14 protein-coding genes are annotated in these 17423 nt (G+C 67.7%); 13 read left to right on the top strand and 1 reads right to left on the bottom strand.

Going from position 1 to position 17423, the window contains the following annotated elements:
• The first annotated feature begins 18 nt into the window (after positions 1 to 18).
• From flgC to WG898_RS05140, 13 genes are read left to right on the top strand one after another with little or no spacing between them, the layout of a single operon-like run.
• Positions 19 to 435, top strand: coding sequence for a flagellar basal body rod protein FlgC (flgC, locus tag WG898_RS05200; RefSeq protein WP_285231405.1), 417 nt, complete (start codon positions 19 to 21; stop codon positions 433 to 435).
• Between the two features lie 20 nt (positions 436 to 455).
• A complete protein-coding gene (locus WG898_RS05195) occupies positions 456 to 1139 on the top strand; it encodes a flagellar hook assembly protein FlgD (RefSeq protein WP_339601702.1) in 684 nt (227 codons plus the stop codon).
• Positions 1140 to 1179: 40 nt separating this feature from the next.
• A complete protein-coding gene (flgE, locus tag WG898_RS05190) occupies positions 1180 to 2541 on the top strand; it encodes a flagellar hook protein FlgE (protein WP_339601701.1) in 1362 nt (453 codons plus the stop codon).
• 31 nt (positions 2542 to 2572) lie between these two features.
• Positions 2573 to 3298, top strand: coding sequence for a flagellar basal-body rod protein FlgF (gene flgF / locus WG898_RS05185; RefSeq protein ID WP_339601700.1), 726 nt, complete (start codon positions 2573 to 2575; stop codon positions 3296 to 3298).
• An 11-nt stretch (positions 3299 to 3309) separates the two neighbouring features.
• Complete coding sequence (gene flgG / locus WG898_RS05180) at positions 3310 to 4092, top strand: flagellar basal-body rod protein FlgG (protein ID WP_339601699.1); 783 nt, start codon at positions 3310 to 3312, stop codon at positions 4090 to 4092.
• An 11-nt stretch (positions 4093 to 4103) separates the two neighbouring features.
• Positions 4104 to 4778: a flagellar basal body L-ring protein FlgH gene (locus tag WG898_RS05175; protein ID WP_339601698.1), complete on the top strand. Its 675-nt coding sequence runs from the start codon at positions 4104 to 4106 to the stop codon at positions 4776 to 4778.
• Positions 4779 to 4820: 42 nt separating this feature from the next.
• A complete protein-coding gene (locus WG898_RS05170) occupies positions 4821 to 5948 on the top strand; it encodes a flagellar basal body P-ring protein FlgI (protein ID WP_339601697.1) in 1128 nt (375 codons plus the stop codon).
• 1 nt (position 5949) lies between these two features.
• A complete protein-coding gene (flgJ, locus tag WG898_RS05165) occupies positions 5950 to 6837 on the top strand; it encodes a flagellar assembly peptidoglycan hydrolase FlgJ (RefSeq protein WP_339601696.1) in 888 nt (295 codons plus the stop codon).
• Between the two features lie 9 nt (positions 6838 to 6846).
• Positions 6847 to 8910 (top strand): flagellar hook-associated protein FlgK, encoded by a 2064-nt coding sequence (gene flgK / locus WG898_RS05160; RefSeq protein WP_339601695.1) that lies wholly within the window; start codon positions 6847 to 6849, stop codon positions 8908 to 8910.
• Between the two features lie 31 nt (positions 8911 to 8941).
• Positions 8942 to 10150: a flagellar hook-associated protein FlgL gene (gene flgL, locus WG898_RS05155; RefSeq protein WP_339601694.1), complete on the top strand. Its 1209-nt coding sequence runs from the start codon at positions 8942 to 8944 to the stop codon at positions 10148 to 10150.
• Positions 10150 to 11337 carry an EAL and HDOD domain-containing protein gene (locus WG898_RS05150; RefSeq protein WP_339601693.1) on the top strand — a complete coding sequence of 396 codons (1188 nt, stop codon included), beginning with the start codon at positions 10150 to 10152 and terminating at the stop codon, positions 11335 to 11337. Before flgL ends, WG898_RS05150 begins: the two co-directional genes overlap by 1 nt.
• A 19-nt stretch (positions 11338 to 11356) precedes the next feature.
• A complete protein-coding gene (locus tag WG898_RS05145; RefSeq protein ID WP_339601692.1) occupies positions 11357 to 15091 on the top strand; it encodes a PAS domain-containing sensor histidine kinase in 3735 nt (1244 codons plus the stop codon).
• Positions 15092 to 15141: 50 nt separating this feature from the next.
• Positions 15142 to 15729 (top strand): response regulator, encoded by a 588-nt coding sequence (locus tag WG898_RS05140; protein WP_339601691.1) that lies wholly within the window; start codon positions 15142 to 15144, stop codon positions 15727 to 15729.
• Here the strand turns inward: WG898_RS05140 and WG898_RS05135 are convergent, their stop codons facing one another.
• The gene (locus tag WG898_RS05135; protein WP_339601690.1) at positions 15730 to 17397 is read right to left on the bottom strand and encodes a sensor histidine kinase; all 1668 of its coding nucleotides are present in this window, start codon (positions 17395 to 17397) and stop codon (positions 15730 to 15732) included.
• Between the last annotated feature and the right edge of the window lie 26 nt (positions 17398 to 17423).

The raw sequence follows: 17423 nt of genomic DNA, 5'->3' as shown, positions 1-17423 counted from the left end.
CGCATAAGGAGTCGCGTCATGTCGATGTTCCAGATCTTCCATGTCGCCGGCAGCGCCGTCAGCGCCCAGAGCCAGCGTCTCAATGTGGTGGCCAGCAATCTGGCCAATGCCGACACCGTGGCCGGCCCCGACGGCCAGGCCTACAAGGCGCGCCAGGTGGTGTTCCAGACCCAGCTGATGGGCGCGGGCCAGGACCAGGGCAATGCCGGCGTGCGCGTGAGCGAGATCTCCGAGGACCAGACCCCGGGCCGGCGCGTGCACGACCCCAAGCATCCCAAGGCCGATGCCGAGGGCTATGTGACCTACAGCAATGTCAACAGCGTGGAGGAGATGGTCAACATGATCTCGGCCTCGCGCTCCTACCAGAACAATATCGAGGTCATGACGACAGCCAAGAGCCTGTTGCTCAAGACCTTGCAAATGGGTCAATCCTGACCCGCCGCCCGGAGCTCGCCATGGCTGTCAGCACTGTCACCCCCTCGACCACGAGTGGCACGACCACCACCACCAAGGCTGGTGCCGGCAAGGATGCGGCGCAGACCGCGGCCGACACGCAGGACCGCTTTCTCAAGCTGCTGGTGGCGCAGATGAAGAACCAGGACCCGATGAACCCGATGGACAACGGCCAGGTGACGACGCAGATGGCGCAGATCCAAACCGTCAGCGGTATCAGCACGCTCAACAGCAATCTGCAGGCCATGTCCAGCAGCCTGGGCAGCCAGTTCAGCCAGATGCAGGTATTGCAGGGCGTAGGCCTGGTGGGACGCGACGTGTCGGTGGCGGGCAACCGCATCGACATGAATGCCGAGACCGGCAAGGGCGAAGGCAGCTTCGAGATCGCCAGCCCCGCCGACCGCGTCAAGCTGGAGGTCATGAACGCCTCCGGAGCAGTGGTGGACACGGTGGAACTGGGCGCCCAGACCAGCGGCCTGCACGGCTTCAGCTGGGACCCCAAGCAGCTTGACACCAGCGGCAAGCTCACCTTCCGCATCACCGCGACCAGCGGCAGCGCGGCGCTGGCCAGCACCAGCTATGCCTCGGACCGCGTGGTGGCGGTCAACAACAACAGCGGCAAGCTGCAGCTGCAGCTGCAGCACCTGGGCCCGGTGGACTACACCAGCCTGAAGACGATCGACTGACCCCGCCTTACCGACACCAGACCAGACAGGACCACACATCATGGGCTTCCAACAAGGCTTATCCGGGCTGAACGCAGCGAGCAAGAACCTCGAGGTGATCGGCAACAACATCGCCAATGCCAATACCTTTGGCTCGAAATCTTCGCGCGCCGAGTTCGCCGACGTCTACGCCAGTGCGCTGAATGGCGCCGGCCAGAGCCCGGTCGGCATCGGCACCTCGCTGGCCGCGGTGTCGCAGCAGTTCACGCAGGGCAATATCTCCACCACCGAGAACCCGATGGACCTGGCCATCAACGGCGCCGGTTTCTTCCAGGTCAGCGACGGGCTCAACCCCACGCTGTACTCGCGCAACGGCCAGTTCAAGATCGACCGCCAGGGTTTTGTGGTCAACAACTCGGGCCTCAAGCTGCTGGGCTACCCGGCCGACGGCACCGGTCAGATCCAGCCTGGCCTGGCCCAGCCGCTGCAGCTGCCCACCGCCGGCATCACGCCCGCGGTGACGCAGAAGATCAATATGGAATTCAATCTGGACTCGCGCGCCAAGACCACCGCCCCCGATCCGGCCGGCCCGCAGACCATGAAGCTGGACGATGCCAAGACCTATAACAACGCCACGTCGCTGACGGTCTATGACGCCAAGGGCCAGGACGTGGCCCTGACCTTCTACTTCCAGAAACAGTCGCCTAACCCGCCGCCGCCCGACCCGACCTCCACCGTGACCTGGAACGTCTACGCCACAGCCAACGGCAAGCCCGTCGAAGTGGACTCGGCCGGCGTGCCCACGCCGGCCGATGCCAGCGGCAACCCCAGCGCGCCCTATACGCAGCTGAAGTTCGCCAATTACGAGGACAACACCGTCAACCCGCCGATCAAGATCGGCCAGCTGGTGCCGCCCACCACCACGCTGGACATGGTGATCCCGGCCGCGCCGAATTCACGCGGCACCCTCACCCTGCCCATCACCGGCATCAAGCTCGACATGACCAAGGCGACCGAGGGCGGCACCAGCTTTGCCGTCACCGACGTCAAGCAGGACGGCTATGCGCCCGGACAGCTTTCGGGCATTCAGATCGACGCCAGTGGCGTGATCATGGCGCGTTACTCGAACGGCCAGTCCAAACCGGCCGGCCAGGTCGAGTTCGCCACCTTCCGCAACCCGCAGGGCCTGCAGCCGGTGGGCGGCAACGCCTGGTCGCGCACCTTCGCCTCGGGTGAGGCCGTGGTGGGCACGCCGGGCGACGGCAATATGGGCGTGCTGCAATCGGGTGCGCTGGAAGAGTCCAACGTCGACATGACCGCCGAGCTGGTGAATATGGTGACGGCGCAGCGTGTCTACCAGGCCAATGCGCAGTCGATCAAGACGCTGGACCAGGTGCTGCAGACCCTGGTGAACCTGCGCTGATCGCCCTTTCTGAGCGCCAAGGAGTACCGCCATGGACCGCATGATCTACCTCTCCATGGCGGGCGCCAAGGCCTCGATGCAGCGCCAGGACGTGCTCGCCAACAACCTGGCCAATGTCTCGACGAATGGCTTTCGCGCCGAGATGGCGGCCTTTCGCGCCGTGCCGGTGCGCGGCGACGGCGCCAGCACGCGCGCCTATGCGCTGGAAACCACCGTCGGCTACAACCCCGAACCTGGCGTGATCTCGGCCACCGGCCGCAACCTGGACGTCGCGATGCGCGGCAATGCCTGGCTGGCCGTGCAGGGGCTGGACGGCACCGAGGCCTACACGCGCGCCGGCTCGCTGGACGTGAACAGTGAAGGCCTGCTGGTGCTGCGCAACGGCCTGCAGGTGCTGGGCGACGGCGGCCCGATCAACGTGCCGCCCAATACCGAGCTGCAGATCGGCGGCGATGGCACGGTCAGCGCCAAGGCCAATAACCAAAAGCCCACCACCATAGGCCGGCTCAAGCTGGTCACGCCCGAGGCGCCGCTCACGCGCGGGCCCGACGGCCTGTTCCGCGCCGCCGAAGGCGATCTGCCGGCCGACCAGACCGCGCGCCTGCAGGACGGCGCACTCGAAGGCTCCAACGTCAGCCCGGTCGAGACCATGGTCGGCATGATCGCCGCGGCACGCCAGTTCGAACAACAAATGAAGCTGCTGCAAATCGCCCAGACCCAGGGCCAGGCATCCGCCAAGCTGCTTGGTAATAACTAAAGAGGCCCACCATGATTCGTTCCCTCTTCATCGCCAAGACCGGCATGGAAGCCCAGCAGACCCAGCTGGACGCCATCTCGCACAACCTTGCCAACGTCGGCACGAATGGCTTCAAGCGCAGCCATGCAGTGTTCGAGGACCTGATCTACCAGAACCTGCGCCAGACCGGCGCCAACACCACCGACCAGACCCAGCTGCCCACCGGCCTGCAGCTGGGCCTGGGGGTGCGCACCGTCGCCACCTCGCGCAACTTCAGCCAGGGCAATCTGCAGCAGACCGGCAACAACGCCGATCTGGCGATCAAGGGCAGCGGCTTCTTCCAGATCCAGCTGCCCGACGGCACCACCGGCTACACGCGCGACGGCGCCTTCCAGATCGACGCCACCGGCCAGCTCGTCACCAACAACGGCTACACCCTGCTGCCAGGCATCACGATTCCAGCCACCGCGCAGAGCGTCACCGTAGGCCAGGACGGCACCGTCAGCGTGACCGTGCCGGGCAGCAGCACGCCGCAGTCGGTGGGTCAGATCCAGCTGGCGAATTTCGTCAACCCCTCGGGCCTGGAACCGCGCGGCCAGGGCCTCTTCACCGAGACTGCCTCCTCCGGCACGCCGAACGCCGGCGCCCCCAATGCCAACGGCCTGGGCGCGCTGCAGCAGGGTTTCGTCGAGACCTCCAACGTCAATGTGGTGGAAGAGCTGGTGCAGATGATCCAGACCCAGCGCGCCTACGAGCTCAACTCCAAGGCGGTGCAGACCTCGGACCAGATGCTGCAAAAGCTCGCGCAACTCTGAGGCGCTGCATCATGACCAAGTCCATGCCCCTGCTGTTGCTGACCCTGGCCGGCCTGGGCGGCTGCAGCACCATGTACCGCGAGCCGCATATCGAAATGCAGAACGCGCCGGTGGTGCAGCTGCCGGCCGCCCCCACGGTGGTGGCGGCCAACGGTGCCATCTACCAGGCGGCCAATTACCGGCCGCTGTTCGAGGATCACCGTGCGCGCCTGGTGGGCGACACGCTGACGATACAGATCGTCGAGAAGGTCAGCGCCAGCCAGAGCTCCACCAGCGAGCTCGACAAGAGCGGCACGCTGAGCGCCGGCGTGACCGCCCTGCCCGGCATCTCCAGCAATTCCTTCGGGCGCGCCTCGGCGGCGGGCTCGTCGAGCAACAAGGCCACCGGCAAGGGCAGCAACCAGAACACCAACGAGTTCAGCGGCACCATCACCGCGGTGGTCACCGCCGTGCTGCCCAACGGCCACCTGATGATCAGCGCCGAGAAGCAGATCGGCGTGAACCACAACGTCGACGTGCTGCGCTTTTCGGGCCAGGTCGACCCGCGCAGCATCCTGCAGGGCAATACCGTGCCCTCGGCCTCGGTGGCGAATGTGCGCATCGAACAGCGCGGCCGCGGGGTCGTCAACGACGCGCATGGAATAGGCTGGTTGTCGCGCTTCTTTTTGAACCTTTCGCCCGTTTAAGTTTCTCCAGAATCGGTCGCACCAGTCTCACGTGCGGCCGCCATGTCTACCACCCCCCTCTCGCAGCAGTTCCAGCGCCTTCTCGGGTGGTTTGTCCTGAGCCTGGCCCTCGTCGGCGCCAGCGCCCAGGCCGCCCGCATCAAGGAAGTGGCCAGCGTACAGGGCGTGCGCAGCAACCCCCTGGTGGGCTATGGCCTCGTCGTCGGCCTCGACGGCAGCGGCGACCAGACCACGCAAGCACCCTTCACCGGCCAGAGCCTGACGGCGATGCTGCAGCAGTTCGGCGTCATCCTGCCGCAGGGCGTGACCATGCAGCCGCGCAATATCGCCGCGGTGATGGTGACCACTTCGCTGCCACCCTTCGCCCAGCCCGGCCAGCAGCTCGATGTGGTGGTGTCCTCGATCGGCAATGCCAAGAGCCTGCGCGGCGGCACCCTGATAGCCACGCCGCTGCGCGGCACCGACGGCCAGATCTACGCGATGGCCCAGGGCAATCTGATCGTCGGCGGCGCCGGCGCCTCGGCGGGCGGCTCCAAGGTGCAGATCAATCATCTGAGCGCCGGCCGCGTGCCCGCGGGCGCGCTGGTGGAGCGCAGCGTGCCCACCGCGCTGCAGACCGGCGACAGCATCCAGTTCGACCTCAACGCGGCCGACTACAACACCGCGCGCAACCTCGCTCGCACCATCAATCGCGCCAAGGGCGAGGGCGTGGCCCAGGCGCTGGACGGCCGCAGCGTGCGCGTCAAGGTGCCCGCCGACCCGGACCAGCGCGTCAGCTTCCTGGCCGATCTGGAAGACCTGCCGCTGGACCTCAGCAGCCCGGCCGCGCGCGTGGTCATCAATGCGCGCACCGGCTCGGTGGTGATGAACCAGGCGGTGGCGCTCGCCGCCTGCGCGATCGCGCATGGCAGCCTGTCGGTGACGATCAGCTCCACGCCCCAGGTCAGCCAGCCCGGCCCGTTCTCGGGCGGCCAGACCACCGTCACCGAGAAGACCGATATCTCGATCAAGCAAGAACCCGGCGCGCTGATCCAGCTGCCCACCACCGCCAAGCTGGCCGATGTGGTGAAGGCACTGAATGCGCTGGGCGCCACCCCGCAGGACCTGCTGGCCATCCTGCAAGCCATGAAGAGCGCCGGCGCCATCACCGCGGAACTTGAGGTGATCTGACATGGCCTTCAATCCCCTGCCCCTCAATACCGGCACATATTCCGGTGGCTACAGTGGCGGCAACGCGCTGAACGCCGACACGCGCTCGATCGACGCCCTCAAGGCCGCCGCCGCACGCGACCCCAAGGCCTCCATCAAGGAAGCCGCCAAGCAGTTCGAATCGCTCTTCATGCAGGAGGTGATGAAGAGCATGCGCGCCTCCACCCTGTCCTCGGGCCTGCTCGACAACTCCGCCACGCAGATGGGCACCGAGATGCTGGACCAGCAGTTCGCCGGCAAGATGACCGGCCTGCCGGGGGGGCTCTCCGCCGCCATCGAGCGCCAGCTGCAGCGCCAGATGGGCATGGCCGACGTGGGCAAGGAAGCGGTGAAACCCCTGCAGCCCCTGCCAGCGCTGGCCAAGAAGGGTATCGCGCCGCATGTGCAAAGCTTCATCCAGAAGCACGACGCGGCCGCGAGGTCGGCCCAGGAGCAGACCGGCATCCCCGCCAGCTTCATGCTGGCGCAGGCGGCGCATGAGTCGGGCTGGGGCCGACGCGAGATCAGCAACAAGGACGGCAGCCCGTCCTTCAACGTCTTCGGCATCAAGGCCACGCCCGGCTGGTCCGGCAAGGTGGCCGAGGTGCAGACCACCGAATACATCGACGGCAAACCCCAGAAGGTGAGTGCCAAGTTCCGCGCCTATGGCAGCTACGACGAGGCCTTCAAGGACTATGCCAGGCTGATCGGCAGCAACGAGCGCTACCGCGAGGTGGTGGCCAAGGCCGGCACGGCCGAGGGCTTTGCACGCGGCCTGCAGAAGGCCGGCTATGCCACCGATCCCGACTACGCCGACAAGCTGGCGCGCGTCATCAACACCACGGTGCGCGTGCAGCGCGCCCTGGCCTAAGGACAGATCATGGGCACCGGAGCACTGCTCTCGCTGGGCATGCGCGCGATGTTCGCCAACCAGGCGGCCTTGCAGACCATTGGCCAGAACATCGCCAACGCCAACACGCCGGGCTATTCGCGCCAGCAGGTGCAGCTGACCACGCCGGTCGGCCAGGTCACCGGCGCGGGCTTCTTCGGCAAGGGCGTGGTGGTGCAGACCGTGACACGCAGCCACAACGAGTTCCTCACCAAGGAAGCCGCCAACTCCAGGTCGATCGCGGCGATGGACAGCACCGCCAACAACCAGCTGGCGCAGCTGGAGAAGCTGTTCCCGCCCGGCGAGCAAGGACTGGGCTTTGCCGCCAACCAGCTGCTGAATTCGCTCATGGACGTGGCCAGCCATCCGGCCGACCCCTCGGCGCGCCAGGTGGTGCTGGGCCGCGCACGCGAACTCGCCTCGCGCTTCGCCGGCGCCGGCCAGCAGCTCACCGACCTGCAGGCCGGGGTGGTGAGCGACCTCTCGGCCAATGTATCCGTCGTCAATCAACTGGCCAAACAGATCGCGACCGCCAATGACCAGATCGCGCGCGCCAACGGCACCGGCCACACGCCCAACGACCTGCTGGACCAGCGCGACCAACTGGTCTCGCAGCTTGCCGAGTACATGCAGATCTCGACCCTGCCGGCCGACGATGGCACGCTGGGCGTCTTCATCGGCGGCGGCCAGCGCCTGGTGCTGGGCGCCGATGCCCTGCAACTCTCGGTCAGCCGCGACCCCTACGACAACACCCGCGCCACCGTCAGCATCACCGAGGGTCAGCGCACGCGTGCCCTGGACGAGAGTGTGCTCACCGGCGGCTCGATCGCCGCGCTCTTGAACTACCAGAACAAGGATCTGCAGGACGCACGCAATATGATCGGTCAGTTGGCTAGCGCGGTGGCGACGCGCGTCAACGAACAACAGGCGCTGGGCTGGAACATGTCCCAGCCACCTGGTGTCGGCGACCCGATCTTCGCGATCGGCAAGCCGCGCGCCCTGCCTGCCGCCACCAATGCCAAGAACCCCGATGGCAGCTATGCCACGCCGGTCAAGCTGGAGCTGGTGCCGGGGCAATCGAATCTGCTGCAAGCCAGCTCCTACAAGCTCACGGCCGACCCCAGCGACCCAAGCAAGTACCAGTTGGTGCGGCTCTCGGACGGCCTGACGCGCACGGTGGCCGCCGGAGACCAGGTGGACGGCTTCACCATCACCTTCCCGGCCGGCCCACCGATCGCAACAGATAGCTTCGTGCTCGAACCGGTGGCCAACAGCGCCATCGACATGAGGCGCGTGCTCGACGCCACCTCGGGCATCGCCGCGGCCTCGCCACTGAGCGCCAACGCCAATGTGAGCAACCGCGGCACCGCCACGGTAGACGCGCTGTTCGCGGTGAACCCGAACGTGCATGGGCTCTACAACCTGAGCGATCCGACGCTGGACAAGGTGCCGGCCTCGCTGAGCTTCACCAATACCAATGCCCTCGATCCCAAGGGGCTGGACTACCAGCTGACATTGGCCGATGGCACGGTCTACACCGGCACCTGGCATGCCGGCGACAGCATTGGCGTGGATCCGAATGCGGTGCCGCCGATGGACCTGGGCTTCAGGCTGAGCATCAACGGCGTGCCAAAGGTGGCCGAGACGGTCAACGGCGTGGCCTTTCCCGGCGACACCATAGCGATCACGCTGACCAAGTTCCCTGCCAATAACAACGGCAATGCCAAGGCCTTCCTGGCACTGCAGAAGGAAGCCTATATCGGCCAGAGCGTGCTGCCCGACGGCAGCCTCTCGGCCGGCGCCAGCATCACCGACGCCTATGCGGCCTCGATGTCGGAGATCGGCGCGCGCGTGCAGGGTGCCAACTACCTGTCGGACGTCTCGGCCAGCGTGGCCGCGGATGCTGAGGCTACGCGTGCTGGCTTTGCCGGCGTCAATCTGGACGAGGAGGCGGCCCGGCTGATGCAGTTCCAGCAGGGCTATCAGGCCGCCGCCAAGGTACTGCAAACCGCCCAGACCATCTTCCAGGAACTGCTGTCGCTGTCGCAGCGTTGATGCAATAAAGCGTGTCGCCGAGGGCTGAATCATGCGTTTGTCTACCGCCAATATCTTCGATGCCAGCATTGCCACCCTGCAAAAGCGCCAGCAGCATATGCAGGACTCGCAGCAGCGCCTTACCTCGGGCAAGCGCGTCGAGCGCGCCAGCGACGACCCCACGGGCGCCGCCCGTGCCGAACGTGCGCTCGCCTCGATCGGCCTTGTGGAGGCCAACCAGCGCGCGCTGGATGCCAGCCGTAATTCGATGACGCTGAGCGAATCGGCGCTCGGCGATGCGGGCGAGATCCTGCAGCAGATCCGCGAGACCCTGGTGGCGGCCGGCAATGCCAGCTACAGCGACCCCGAGCGCGCCGGCCTGGCCAACAAGATCGCAGGCCTGCGCGCCCAGTTGCTCTCGATCGCCAACCGCCCCGACGGCGTCGGCGGCTTCCTGTTCTCCGGCCAGGGTTCCAGCAACCCGCCCTTCCTGGACACGCCGGGCGGTGTGGTGTTCGCCGGCCTGCCGGGCTCGGTGGAAACCGGCAACCTGGACAGCTTCGCTCTCACCGTGGACGGCCGCCTGACCTGGGAGCAGGGCCGCAGCGGCAACGGCAGCTTCGTCACCAGCGCGGCGCCCAACAGCATCACCGGCTCGCCGGCCAAGGGCTGGATCGACTCGGGCCGGGTGCTCGACCCCAAGCAGCTCACCAGCAACAACTACGACATCGCCATCAGCGGTGTCGCCCCAGCGGCCACCTATACCTTCACCAACACCGACACCGGCGCAGTGCAGAGTGGCGCCTTCTCGCCCGGCCAGACCCTCAGCTTCGAGGGCATGGCGGTGCAGATCGGCGGTGCGCCGGCCGATGGTGATCTGTTCCACATCAAGCCGTCCAGCAGCGACCTGAAACTGTTCGGCGTGCTGGACCAGGCCATTGCCGATCTGCGCATCACCAACCGCGGCGGCGCCGAGATCACCCAGGCCAATCTGGTCGCGCTGCGCGATCTGGATGCCTCGATGAGCAATTTGCAGAATATCCGCAGCCAGGTGGGCGAACGCATGAACAATCTGGACGGTTCCGAGAACCGCATGGCGGCGCTGAAGCAGTACAGTCAGCAGGAACGCTCGGCTGCCGAGGATCTGGACATGGTGCAAGGTATCTCGGACTTCCAGAACCAGCAGACCGGCTACGACGCGGCACTCAAGACCTATGCCATGGTGCAACGCATGTCCCTGTTCCAATACATAAACAACTGATGAATCACCACAGCATCCTGGGATCGCTGGCCCTGGGCTATACGCCCATGGTCGACAAGCAACGCCTCATCGAAGCCAGCCGCCTGACCATCTTCCCGCTGCGCCCCGATGCCAAGCTGGATGCCGGCGAACTGCTCGCGGCGGTGCAGGATGTCTGGCCCGCCGGTGGTGCACCGGTGCTGCTCAACATCCTGAGCGAGGGCCTGCTGAAGGACCTGCTGGCCAGGCCTCTGCCCAAGAACATCAGCCTCGAACTGCCCAGCTTCCTGGCCGGCGACGCCAGCCTGGCCGAATGCCTGGCGGCGCGCGCCGCCGAGGGCCTTGGGCTGATCCTCAAGGGGCGCCCGCACGGCGCCATGCCGCCCGGCTTCAAGCAGGTGGTGCTGGACCTGGACGAGGAGCGTGCCAACACCGCTGGCGCGCACCAGTTGCCGGCTGGTGGCCGGTTGCTGTTCACCGGTGTGCGCAGTGCCGCGGATTTCGACGAGTGTTTCCAGCGCGGCGCCCAGTCGGTGCTGGGCTGGCCCATGCATGGCGAGTTCGAAGCGCCGGCCACGCCCGCGGGCAAGAACGAGATCCAGGCTGACCTGCAGGTGATCGTCGAGCTGATGTCGCGCGTTGACCAGGGCGAGGACATCGCGCGCCTGGAGCAGACCTTGAAACGCGACCCCAGCCTGGCCTTCAAGCTCTTGCGTTACCTGAACTCGGCCGCTTTTGGCCTGCCGGTGGAGGTCACCTCGTTCCGCCACGCCATCATGCTCTTGGGCTATCCGCGCCTGAAGCGCTGGCTGGCCCTGCTGCTGACGACCGCCAGCAAGGACCACAATATGCGCCCGGTGATGCATGCCGCGCTGCGCCGCGGCCTGCTGCTCGAAGAGCTGGCCAAGGGCATGAGCGACGCCGAGCTGCGCGATGAGATGTTCATCTGCGGCCTGTTCTCGCTGCTGGACCATATGCTCAAGCAGCCTTTCGACAAGCTGCTGCAATCCATCCCCATGCCCGAGCGCGTGCGCCAGGCCCTGGTCGAGAAGACCGGCCCCTACCAGCCCTATCTGGAGCTGATCCACGCGATCGAGAACGAATCGGTGTTCGACTTCCGCAGCGCGGCCGAGACGCTGATGCTGGGCGCCGAGGAAATCAACCATGCGCTGCTGCGCGCGCTGAGCAAGGCGGCGCAGCTGGAGTGAGCACCTAAACTGCCGCTCCATGCCCTCCCAGCTTTCGCTGCTCTCACAAGACCTTTCCGCCCTGCGCTCCCTGATGAGCGGGCTGGGCGACGCCGTGGTGCTGCTGGACGAGCGCCTGCAGGTGCTGGAGGCCAACCCGGCGGCGCAGACGCGGCTGGGCGTCAGGCCCGGCGCGCAGCTGCCGCCGCTGCGCTCCGGCAAGGGCAGCAAGCTGCAGGACTGGCTCACCCTGGCCATGCATGCGCTGCGCGAGCAGCGGCGCGTGCCGGCCGCCCCCACCCTGGCGCTGAACGATGGCACGCGCGCGCAGCTGCAGCTGCTGGCGGTGGAGGCCGACGACCCGGCGCGCTGGATCCTGCACGCCAGGCTGGAGGCCCTGGCCGAGTCTCAGACTACCCAAGCCGCCGCCGAAGCGAGCGCCGGCCAGTTGCTGGACCAGGTCGTGCTCTCGTCACCCGGCTGGGCGCGCGAGCTGATCAAGATCTTCTGGTCCTCGCCCTTCCCCGCCTATGTGCAGGACGCCCAGTACAAGCTGGTGGTGGCCAACCATGCCTTTCTGGAGCTGTTCGGGCGCCCGCTGGAGCAGTTGGTGGGGCGCGATCTGCTCGACTGGCTGGCACCCGCCGACCGCGTCGCCCAGCGCGCGAGTCGCCCGCAGCGCGCGCTGGCGCGCTCGCTCACCCGGCGCGTACAGGCGCCAGCGGAGTTCCGCCTGCTCGACGCCAGCGGCCGCGAGCGCTGGATGCGCGCCAGCCAGCACCGCATCAGCGACGAAAGCCAGCCGCCGCTCTACATCTGCCTGCTGCAGGACTGCACCGCCGAGCTGGCCGCGCGCGAGCAGGCCGAGCGCTCGCAGCGCGAGATGGAGCAGTGGCTGGACATCAACCCGTTACCCATGGTGGTGTTCGACGAGGGCGGCCTGCTGCTCAAGTGCAACAGCGCCTTCGCCGCGCTCACCATCGACGCACCCACCAGCCTGTTCGATACCCCGCCCGCGCTGCAGCAGCTGCTGGCCTGGCGCGAGGGCAGCCTGCTCGACGCGCTCAAGCACAGCACGCAGATCTACCTCACCCAGGCCACCCTGGTGGACCCGGCCGGCAAGACGCGCTGGTTGCAGGGCCGGCTGCGCGCGATGCAGCAGGCGCCGGGCGCGGCACGCCGCTATATGGCGGTGCTGGAGGACCGCAGCCTGGAACAGGAGCGCGACCTGGCACACCAGCAGCTCGACGCACTGATGGACACCGCGGGCGTCGGCCTGGCCACCTTCGCCCAGGACGCTGGCTGGTTGCGTCCACGCGCCGCCAAGCCAGCTGCTCCGGGCGCGTCCCCGGCCCATGCCCTGCAGGGCCTGCAGGGCGTGGGCCGCGACATCGTCGAGCCCGATTCGATGGCCGAATTCGAACGCCTGCAGCACGCCCTCAAGCGCGGCGAGCGTGCCGAGGTGCGCTATGCGGTGCGCCATCCCGAGCTGGGGCGGCGCTGGCTGCTGACACGCGTGGAACCCGGCCAGCTTGCCTCCGGCCAGCGCACCACCTCGGTGGTGACGCTGGACATGACGGCCCAGCAGCAGGCACAGGCGCGCAGCGAGCAGCTGCTGCACGAGCTGGCCACCATCATGGACGGCGCCAGCCTGGGCCTGGCCTATCTGCGCGGCGAGCAGCTGGTGCGCTGCAACCCCGGCTTCGGCCGCATGCTCGGCTTCGAGCAGCCCCTGCATGCCGGCGCCAGCATCGGCCAGCTGTTCGCCGCCCTGCCCGATCTATGCCAGCAGATCCAGCTGGCGCTGCCGGGGCTGGAGCCGCAACAGCATTTCGAGGCCGAGTTCGTGCAGGTTGGCACCGAGGCGCCCGGCACCGCGCGCTGGCTTTCGCTGAGCCTGCGCCGCGTGCTCGCCGCCGTGCCACAGGCGGAGACCGAGACCATCGCCGTGATCAGCGACATCAGCCGGCTGAAGGCCCAGCAGGCCGAACTCGAAAGCCTGGTGCAGGACCGCGAGCTGATGTTCAGCCTTTCCGACGTGGGCATCGCGATCCTGCGCCAGGGCAGGATCGAGCGCGCCAACGATGCGCTTGCCAGCCTCACCGGCTATCGCATCCACGAGCTCTCCGGCCTGCCGCTGCAGGAGCTGTTCGAATCGGCCGCCGACTACGAGCACCAGCAGGCGGCCATGCAGGCGGCGTTGACGCGCTCGGGCCTGTGGCGCGGCGAGCGCCGCGTGCGCAGGCGCGACGGCAGCTCGCTGTGGATGCAGGTCAGCAAGCGCGCGATGCGCCGCGGCCAGCCCGAGGCCGGCCTGATTGCCACCTATGTGAACGTGGACGACCGCTGGCGCGCCCAGCAGTCGCTGATGCTGCAGACCGAGCGCGAGCGCGCGGTGCTGGATTCGGTGTTGGTGGGGATCGTCACGGTGGGCCGCGGCGGCATCGAATGGATGAACCGCTCGGCGCGCCGCATGTTTGGCGGCGATCTGAGCGCCTTCGCGGGCCAGCCCATGAGCATCGTGGCAACACCTGACCCCGACCACCCGTTCCGCCAGTCGCATTACCTGGACGAGCTCACCGAGGGCCAGGCCGAAACCTTCGAATGCCGCCTGAAAGCGCGCGACGGGCGCGAGTTCTGGGTGGTGGGCAATGCGGTGGTCACCGGCCTTGAAGAGACCGGCCGCCAGCTCACCTATGCGCTGCTGGACATTGAGCGCCGCCGCCAGGCCGAGGCCCAGACCCTGGCCGCCCAGGCCTCGCTGCGTCGCATCATCGAGGCCGCGCCGCTGGCCATCAGCCTGCACGATGCCAAGACCCTCAGGGTCGAGAAGATCAACCAGGTGGCGGCGCGCCTGGCCGGCCGCAGCGAGGCCGAGTTGCTGGGCGCCAGCCCCGAGGAACTGTTCGGCGCCGAGCGGGGCGAGCAGCTGCGTCGCGACATGGAGGATGCCCTGCTGGTGGACGCGGTGACGCACCGCGAATACCGGCTCGGTCGCGAGGGCCAGACCAGCGTCTGGGATGCGCGACTGCTGCACCTCAGCGAGATCAACGAGCTGGGCGACAGCAGCGAGCCCGAGCAATTGCTGCTGGTGGCCAGCGACGTCACCGAACACCGCGCCGCCGAAGAGGCGCGCCTGGAAGCGGCGATCTCGCAGCGCGAGCTGCTGGTGCGCGAGGTGCACCACCGCATCAAGAACAATCTGCAGGGCGTGGCCGGGCTGCTACAGCAGATCGCGGCGCGCCGGCCCGAGGTCAAGGCGGTGATCAGCGAGGCGGTGGGCCAGGTGCAGGCGATTGCCCAAGTCTACGGTCTGCAGGTCGGCGCCTCCGGTCCGCTGCGCGTGCGCAAGGTGGTGGAGGCCATCACCGGTTCGGTGCAGCGCATGTTCGGACGCGAGATCCGCACCGAGATAGCCGGCGAACTGGCCGGGCAGAGCCACCTCTGGGGCCTGCCCGAAGCCGAGTCGATCCCGATCGCGCTGACGCTCAACGAGCTGCTCACCAACGCCATCAAGCACAGCGGCGAGCAGGGCCAGGTGTGCTGCCGCCTGCTCTGCGAGCAGGGCCATGTGGCGGTGGAGATCAGCAACCCCGGCCAGCTGCCCGAGGGCTTCAAGCTCGCCGATGTGCCGGGCGGGGTCTCGGGCCTGGGGCTGGTGCGCGCCCTGCTGCCGCGCCGCTCGGCCATTCTGAGCATGGAGAACCAGGGCGATCAGGTGGTCTGCACGGTGCAGCTCTACCCGCCCAGCGTGAACCTGCTGGCGCCGCTCTGAGCGAAATTCTCAATTCGGCGACAATGAAGCCAAACGAGGGGGCTGAGATTGTGAGCACGAAGGGCAAGATACTCGTGGTCGATGACGACCGGCTGGTGTTGGCCACGCTGACGCATGGCCTCTCACAGGCCGGCTACGAGGTGATCGACGCCGACAACGGCGACGACGCCATCCTGCTGGCGCGCGAGCATCGCCCCGACCTCGCCCTGCTGGACATCCGCATGGAAGGCATGAGCGGCTTCGATGTGGCCGCCTATCTGCGCGAGTACCTGCAACTGCCCTTCATGTTCCTCTCCGCCTTTGCCGACGAGGACACCGTCGCCAAGGTGAAGGCGCTGGGCGCGGTGGCCTACCTGGTCAAGCCGCTGGACATCCACCAGATCGTGCCGGCCGTGGAGGCCGCTTTTGCCAAGCGCAGCGCCGCGCCCGAGCCCAGGCCGGCGGCCGTCGGCGGCGAGGCCCTGGCCCAGCCGGTGCCGGTGGCGGTGGGCATCCTGATGCACCGCTACTCGCTCTCGCGCGACGAGGCGCTGGCGCGGCTGCAGAAGCTGGCCGCGCACGAGGCGCGCCCCCTGCCCGAGCAGGCGCTGCGGCTGATCGAAGCGGTGGAATTGCTGGCCCTGCCGGGCCACAGCTGATCAAGTCAGCGTAAAGAAGAAGCGCGCGCCGCCGCCCACCTCGGACTCGGCCCAGATGTCGCCACCATGGCGGCGCACGATGCGGCGTACCGAGGCCAGGCCCACGCCGGTGCCCTGGAAATCGCTGGCGCTGTGCAGGCGCTGGAACACCTCGAAAAGGCGGTCGGCAAAGCGCATGTCGAAGCCAGCGCCGTTGTCGGCCACCATGAAGATGCGCTCGCCCTGCTCCAGCCGCGTCTCGAAACGGATCTGCGCCAGCTCGCGCTTGCCGCTGTACTTCCAGGCATTGCCCAGCAGGTTCTCCAGCACCATGCGCAAGAGCGTCGGGTCGCCCTGCACCTGCATACCGGGCTGCACATAGCATTCGATGGCACGCTCGGGATTGGCGCGCTTCAACTCGTCCAGCACCAGGGTGGCCATCTGGCTGAGGTTGACGACCTCGCGCTGCAGCGGCCGCGAGGACAGCTGGCTGAGCGAGAGCAGCGCATCGATCATGCTGTTCATACGCGTCGCCGCGCCCATCACGCGGTCGATATGGTCGTTGCCGATGCGGTCCAGCAGGCGACCATAGTCCTCCTTCAGGATGCGCGCAAAACCCTCCACGACGCGCAGCGGCGCGCGCAAATCGTGCGAGACCGTGTAGCTGAAGGATTCCTGGTCGGCGCGCGCCACCTCGGCCGCATCCAGTGCCAGTGCCGCGGGCACCGAATCGGGCGCCCCCTGCGGCCACAGGCTCAGCAACTGCGCCGGGCCCGTACCGTCCAGGCGCAGCATGCTGCTGCACAGCCACCAATGGCCGCAGGCCACGCCGCCATGCGCCCCCGGCTGCGCCAGCGCCTCGCGAATCTCGGCCGGCAGCGCATCCTGGCAGGCACCCCAGTTCATGCCCAGCAACTGCTCGGCCGGCCGCGCCATCAGCTGCGCCGCCACATCGTTGAGATCAAGCAGCTTGACGCCGTGACCATGGCCATCGGTGGGCGCACTGAGCAACCAGGCGGGCCCGGGCATGGCTTGCAGCCAGGGCTGGGTGGGCGCGGCTGCGGGGACCGGCGCGGGCTCAGTGGCGGGCTCAGCAGCAATGGGCGCGGCCGTCCCGAGGTAGCCGCAGAAGCGACCGCTGGCATCCAGGCAAACCTGGGCCCGCAGCAGCCAGCGCGCCGACGTACCACCCGCCTCGCTGGCGCAAGCCTGCACCAGCACATCGTGCAGAGGCAGGTGCTGGTCCAGGCGTTCCTGCAGCGAGGCATCGCTGTCCACCAGGGCAAAGCGCTCCCACAGCGACTGTGTGGCGGCCATGCCCACCCAGCTGGAGCTGGGCGCCACCTGCGGCGCCTGCCATCGCACCAGATGGTGCTCGGTATCGGTCTGCCATTGCCAGTGCGGCTGCAGCTGCGCCAGCAACTGCGCATGCTGGCGCGCCTCGCGCAAGGCCTCGGTCAGGCGCGCGCGCGTCAGCCGCACCGCCACATGCCAGGTCGTGGCCACCGCGCCCAGCAAGAGCGCTACGCCGCAGACCAGGCCCAGCAGCAACAGCCCCGAGCCGCTCTCTTCGTGGCCCAGGTAGATGCCCAAGCTCAGCAGCAGCAGGCCGGCCAGCCACATCGCCAGCAGCCGCGGGCTGCCCCTGCTGGGGCGGCGGTCGGAGGCGGCTTCGCTGGGACGATTCATGTGAGGCATTGTAAGGAGGACTTAAG

It is taken from the genome of Paucibacter soli, from assembly GCF_037482845.1.
Classification (GTDB): Bacteria; Pseudomonadota; Gammaproteobacteria; order Burkholderiales; family Burkholderiaceae_C; genus Paucibacter_B; species Paucibacter_B soli.
This window is presented reverse-complemented; position numbering and strand designations above follow the sequence as displayed.

What these genes read in the sequence shown, in the direction of transcription:
- flgE (WP_339601701.1), top strand. Translation starts at nt 1,180, where the DNA reads ATGGGCTTCCAACAAGGCTTATCCGGGCTGAACGCAGCGAGCAAGAAC.
- WG898_RS05135 (WP_339601690.1), bottom strand. Translation starts at nt 17,397, where the DNA reads ATGAATCGTCCCAGCGAAGCCGCCTCCGACCGCCGCCCCAGCAGGGGC.
- WG898_RS05150 (WP_339601693.1), top strand. Translation starts at nt 10,150, where the DNA reads ATGAATCACCACAGCATCCTGGGATCGCTGGCCCTGGGCTATACGCCC.
- WG898_RS05145 (WP_339601692.1), top strand. Translation starts at nt 11,357, where the DNA reads ATGCCCTCCCAGCTTTCGCTGCTCTCACAAGACCTTTCCGCCCTGCGC.
- flgK (WP_339601695.1), top strand. Translation starts at nt 6,847, where the DNA reads ATGGGCACCGGAGCACTGCTCTCGCTGGGCATGCGCGCGATGTTCGCC.
- flgG (WP_339601699.1), top strand. Translation starts at nt 3,310, where the DNA reads ATGATTCGTTCCCTCTTCATCGCCAAGACCGGCATGGAAGCCCAGCAG.
- flgC (WP_285231405.1), top strand. Translation starts at nt 19, where the DNA reads ATGTCGATGTTCCAGATCTTCCATGTCGCCGGCAGCGCCGTCAGCGCC.
- WG898_RS05195 (WP_339601702.1), top strand. Translation starts at nt 456, where the DNA reads ATGGCTGTCAGCACTGTCACCCCCTCGACCACGAGTGGCACGACCACC.
- flgL (WP_339601694.1), top strand. Translation starts at nt 8,942, where the DNA reads ATGCGTTTGTCTACCGCCAATATCTTCGATGCCAGCATTGCCACCCTG.
- flgF (WP_339601700.1), top strand. Translation starts at nt 2,573, where the DNA reads ATGGACCGCATGATCTACCTCTCCATGGCGGGCGCCAAGGCCTCGATG.
- WG898_RS05170 (WP_339601697.1), top strand. Translation starts at nt 4,821, where the DNA reads ATGTCTACCACCCCCCTCTCGCAGCAGTTCCAGCGCCTTCTCGGGTGG.
- WG898_RS05175 (WP_339601698.1), top strand. Translation starts at nt 4,104, where the DNA reads ATGACCAAGTCCATGCCCCTGCTGTTGCTGACCCTGGCCGGCCTGGGC.
- flgJ (WP_339601696.1), top strand. Translation starts at nt 5,950, where the DNA reads ATGGCCTTCAATCCCCTGCCCCTCAATACCGGCACATATTCCGGTGGC.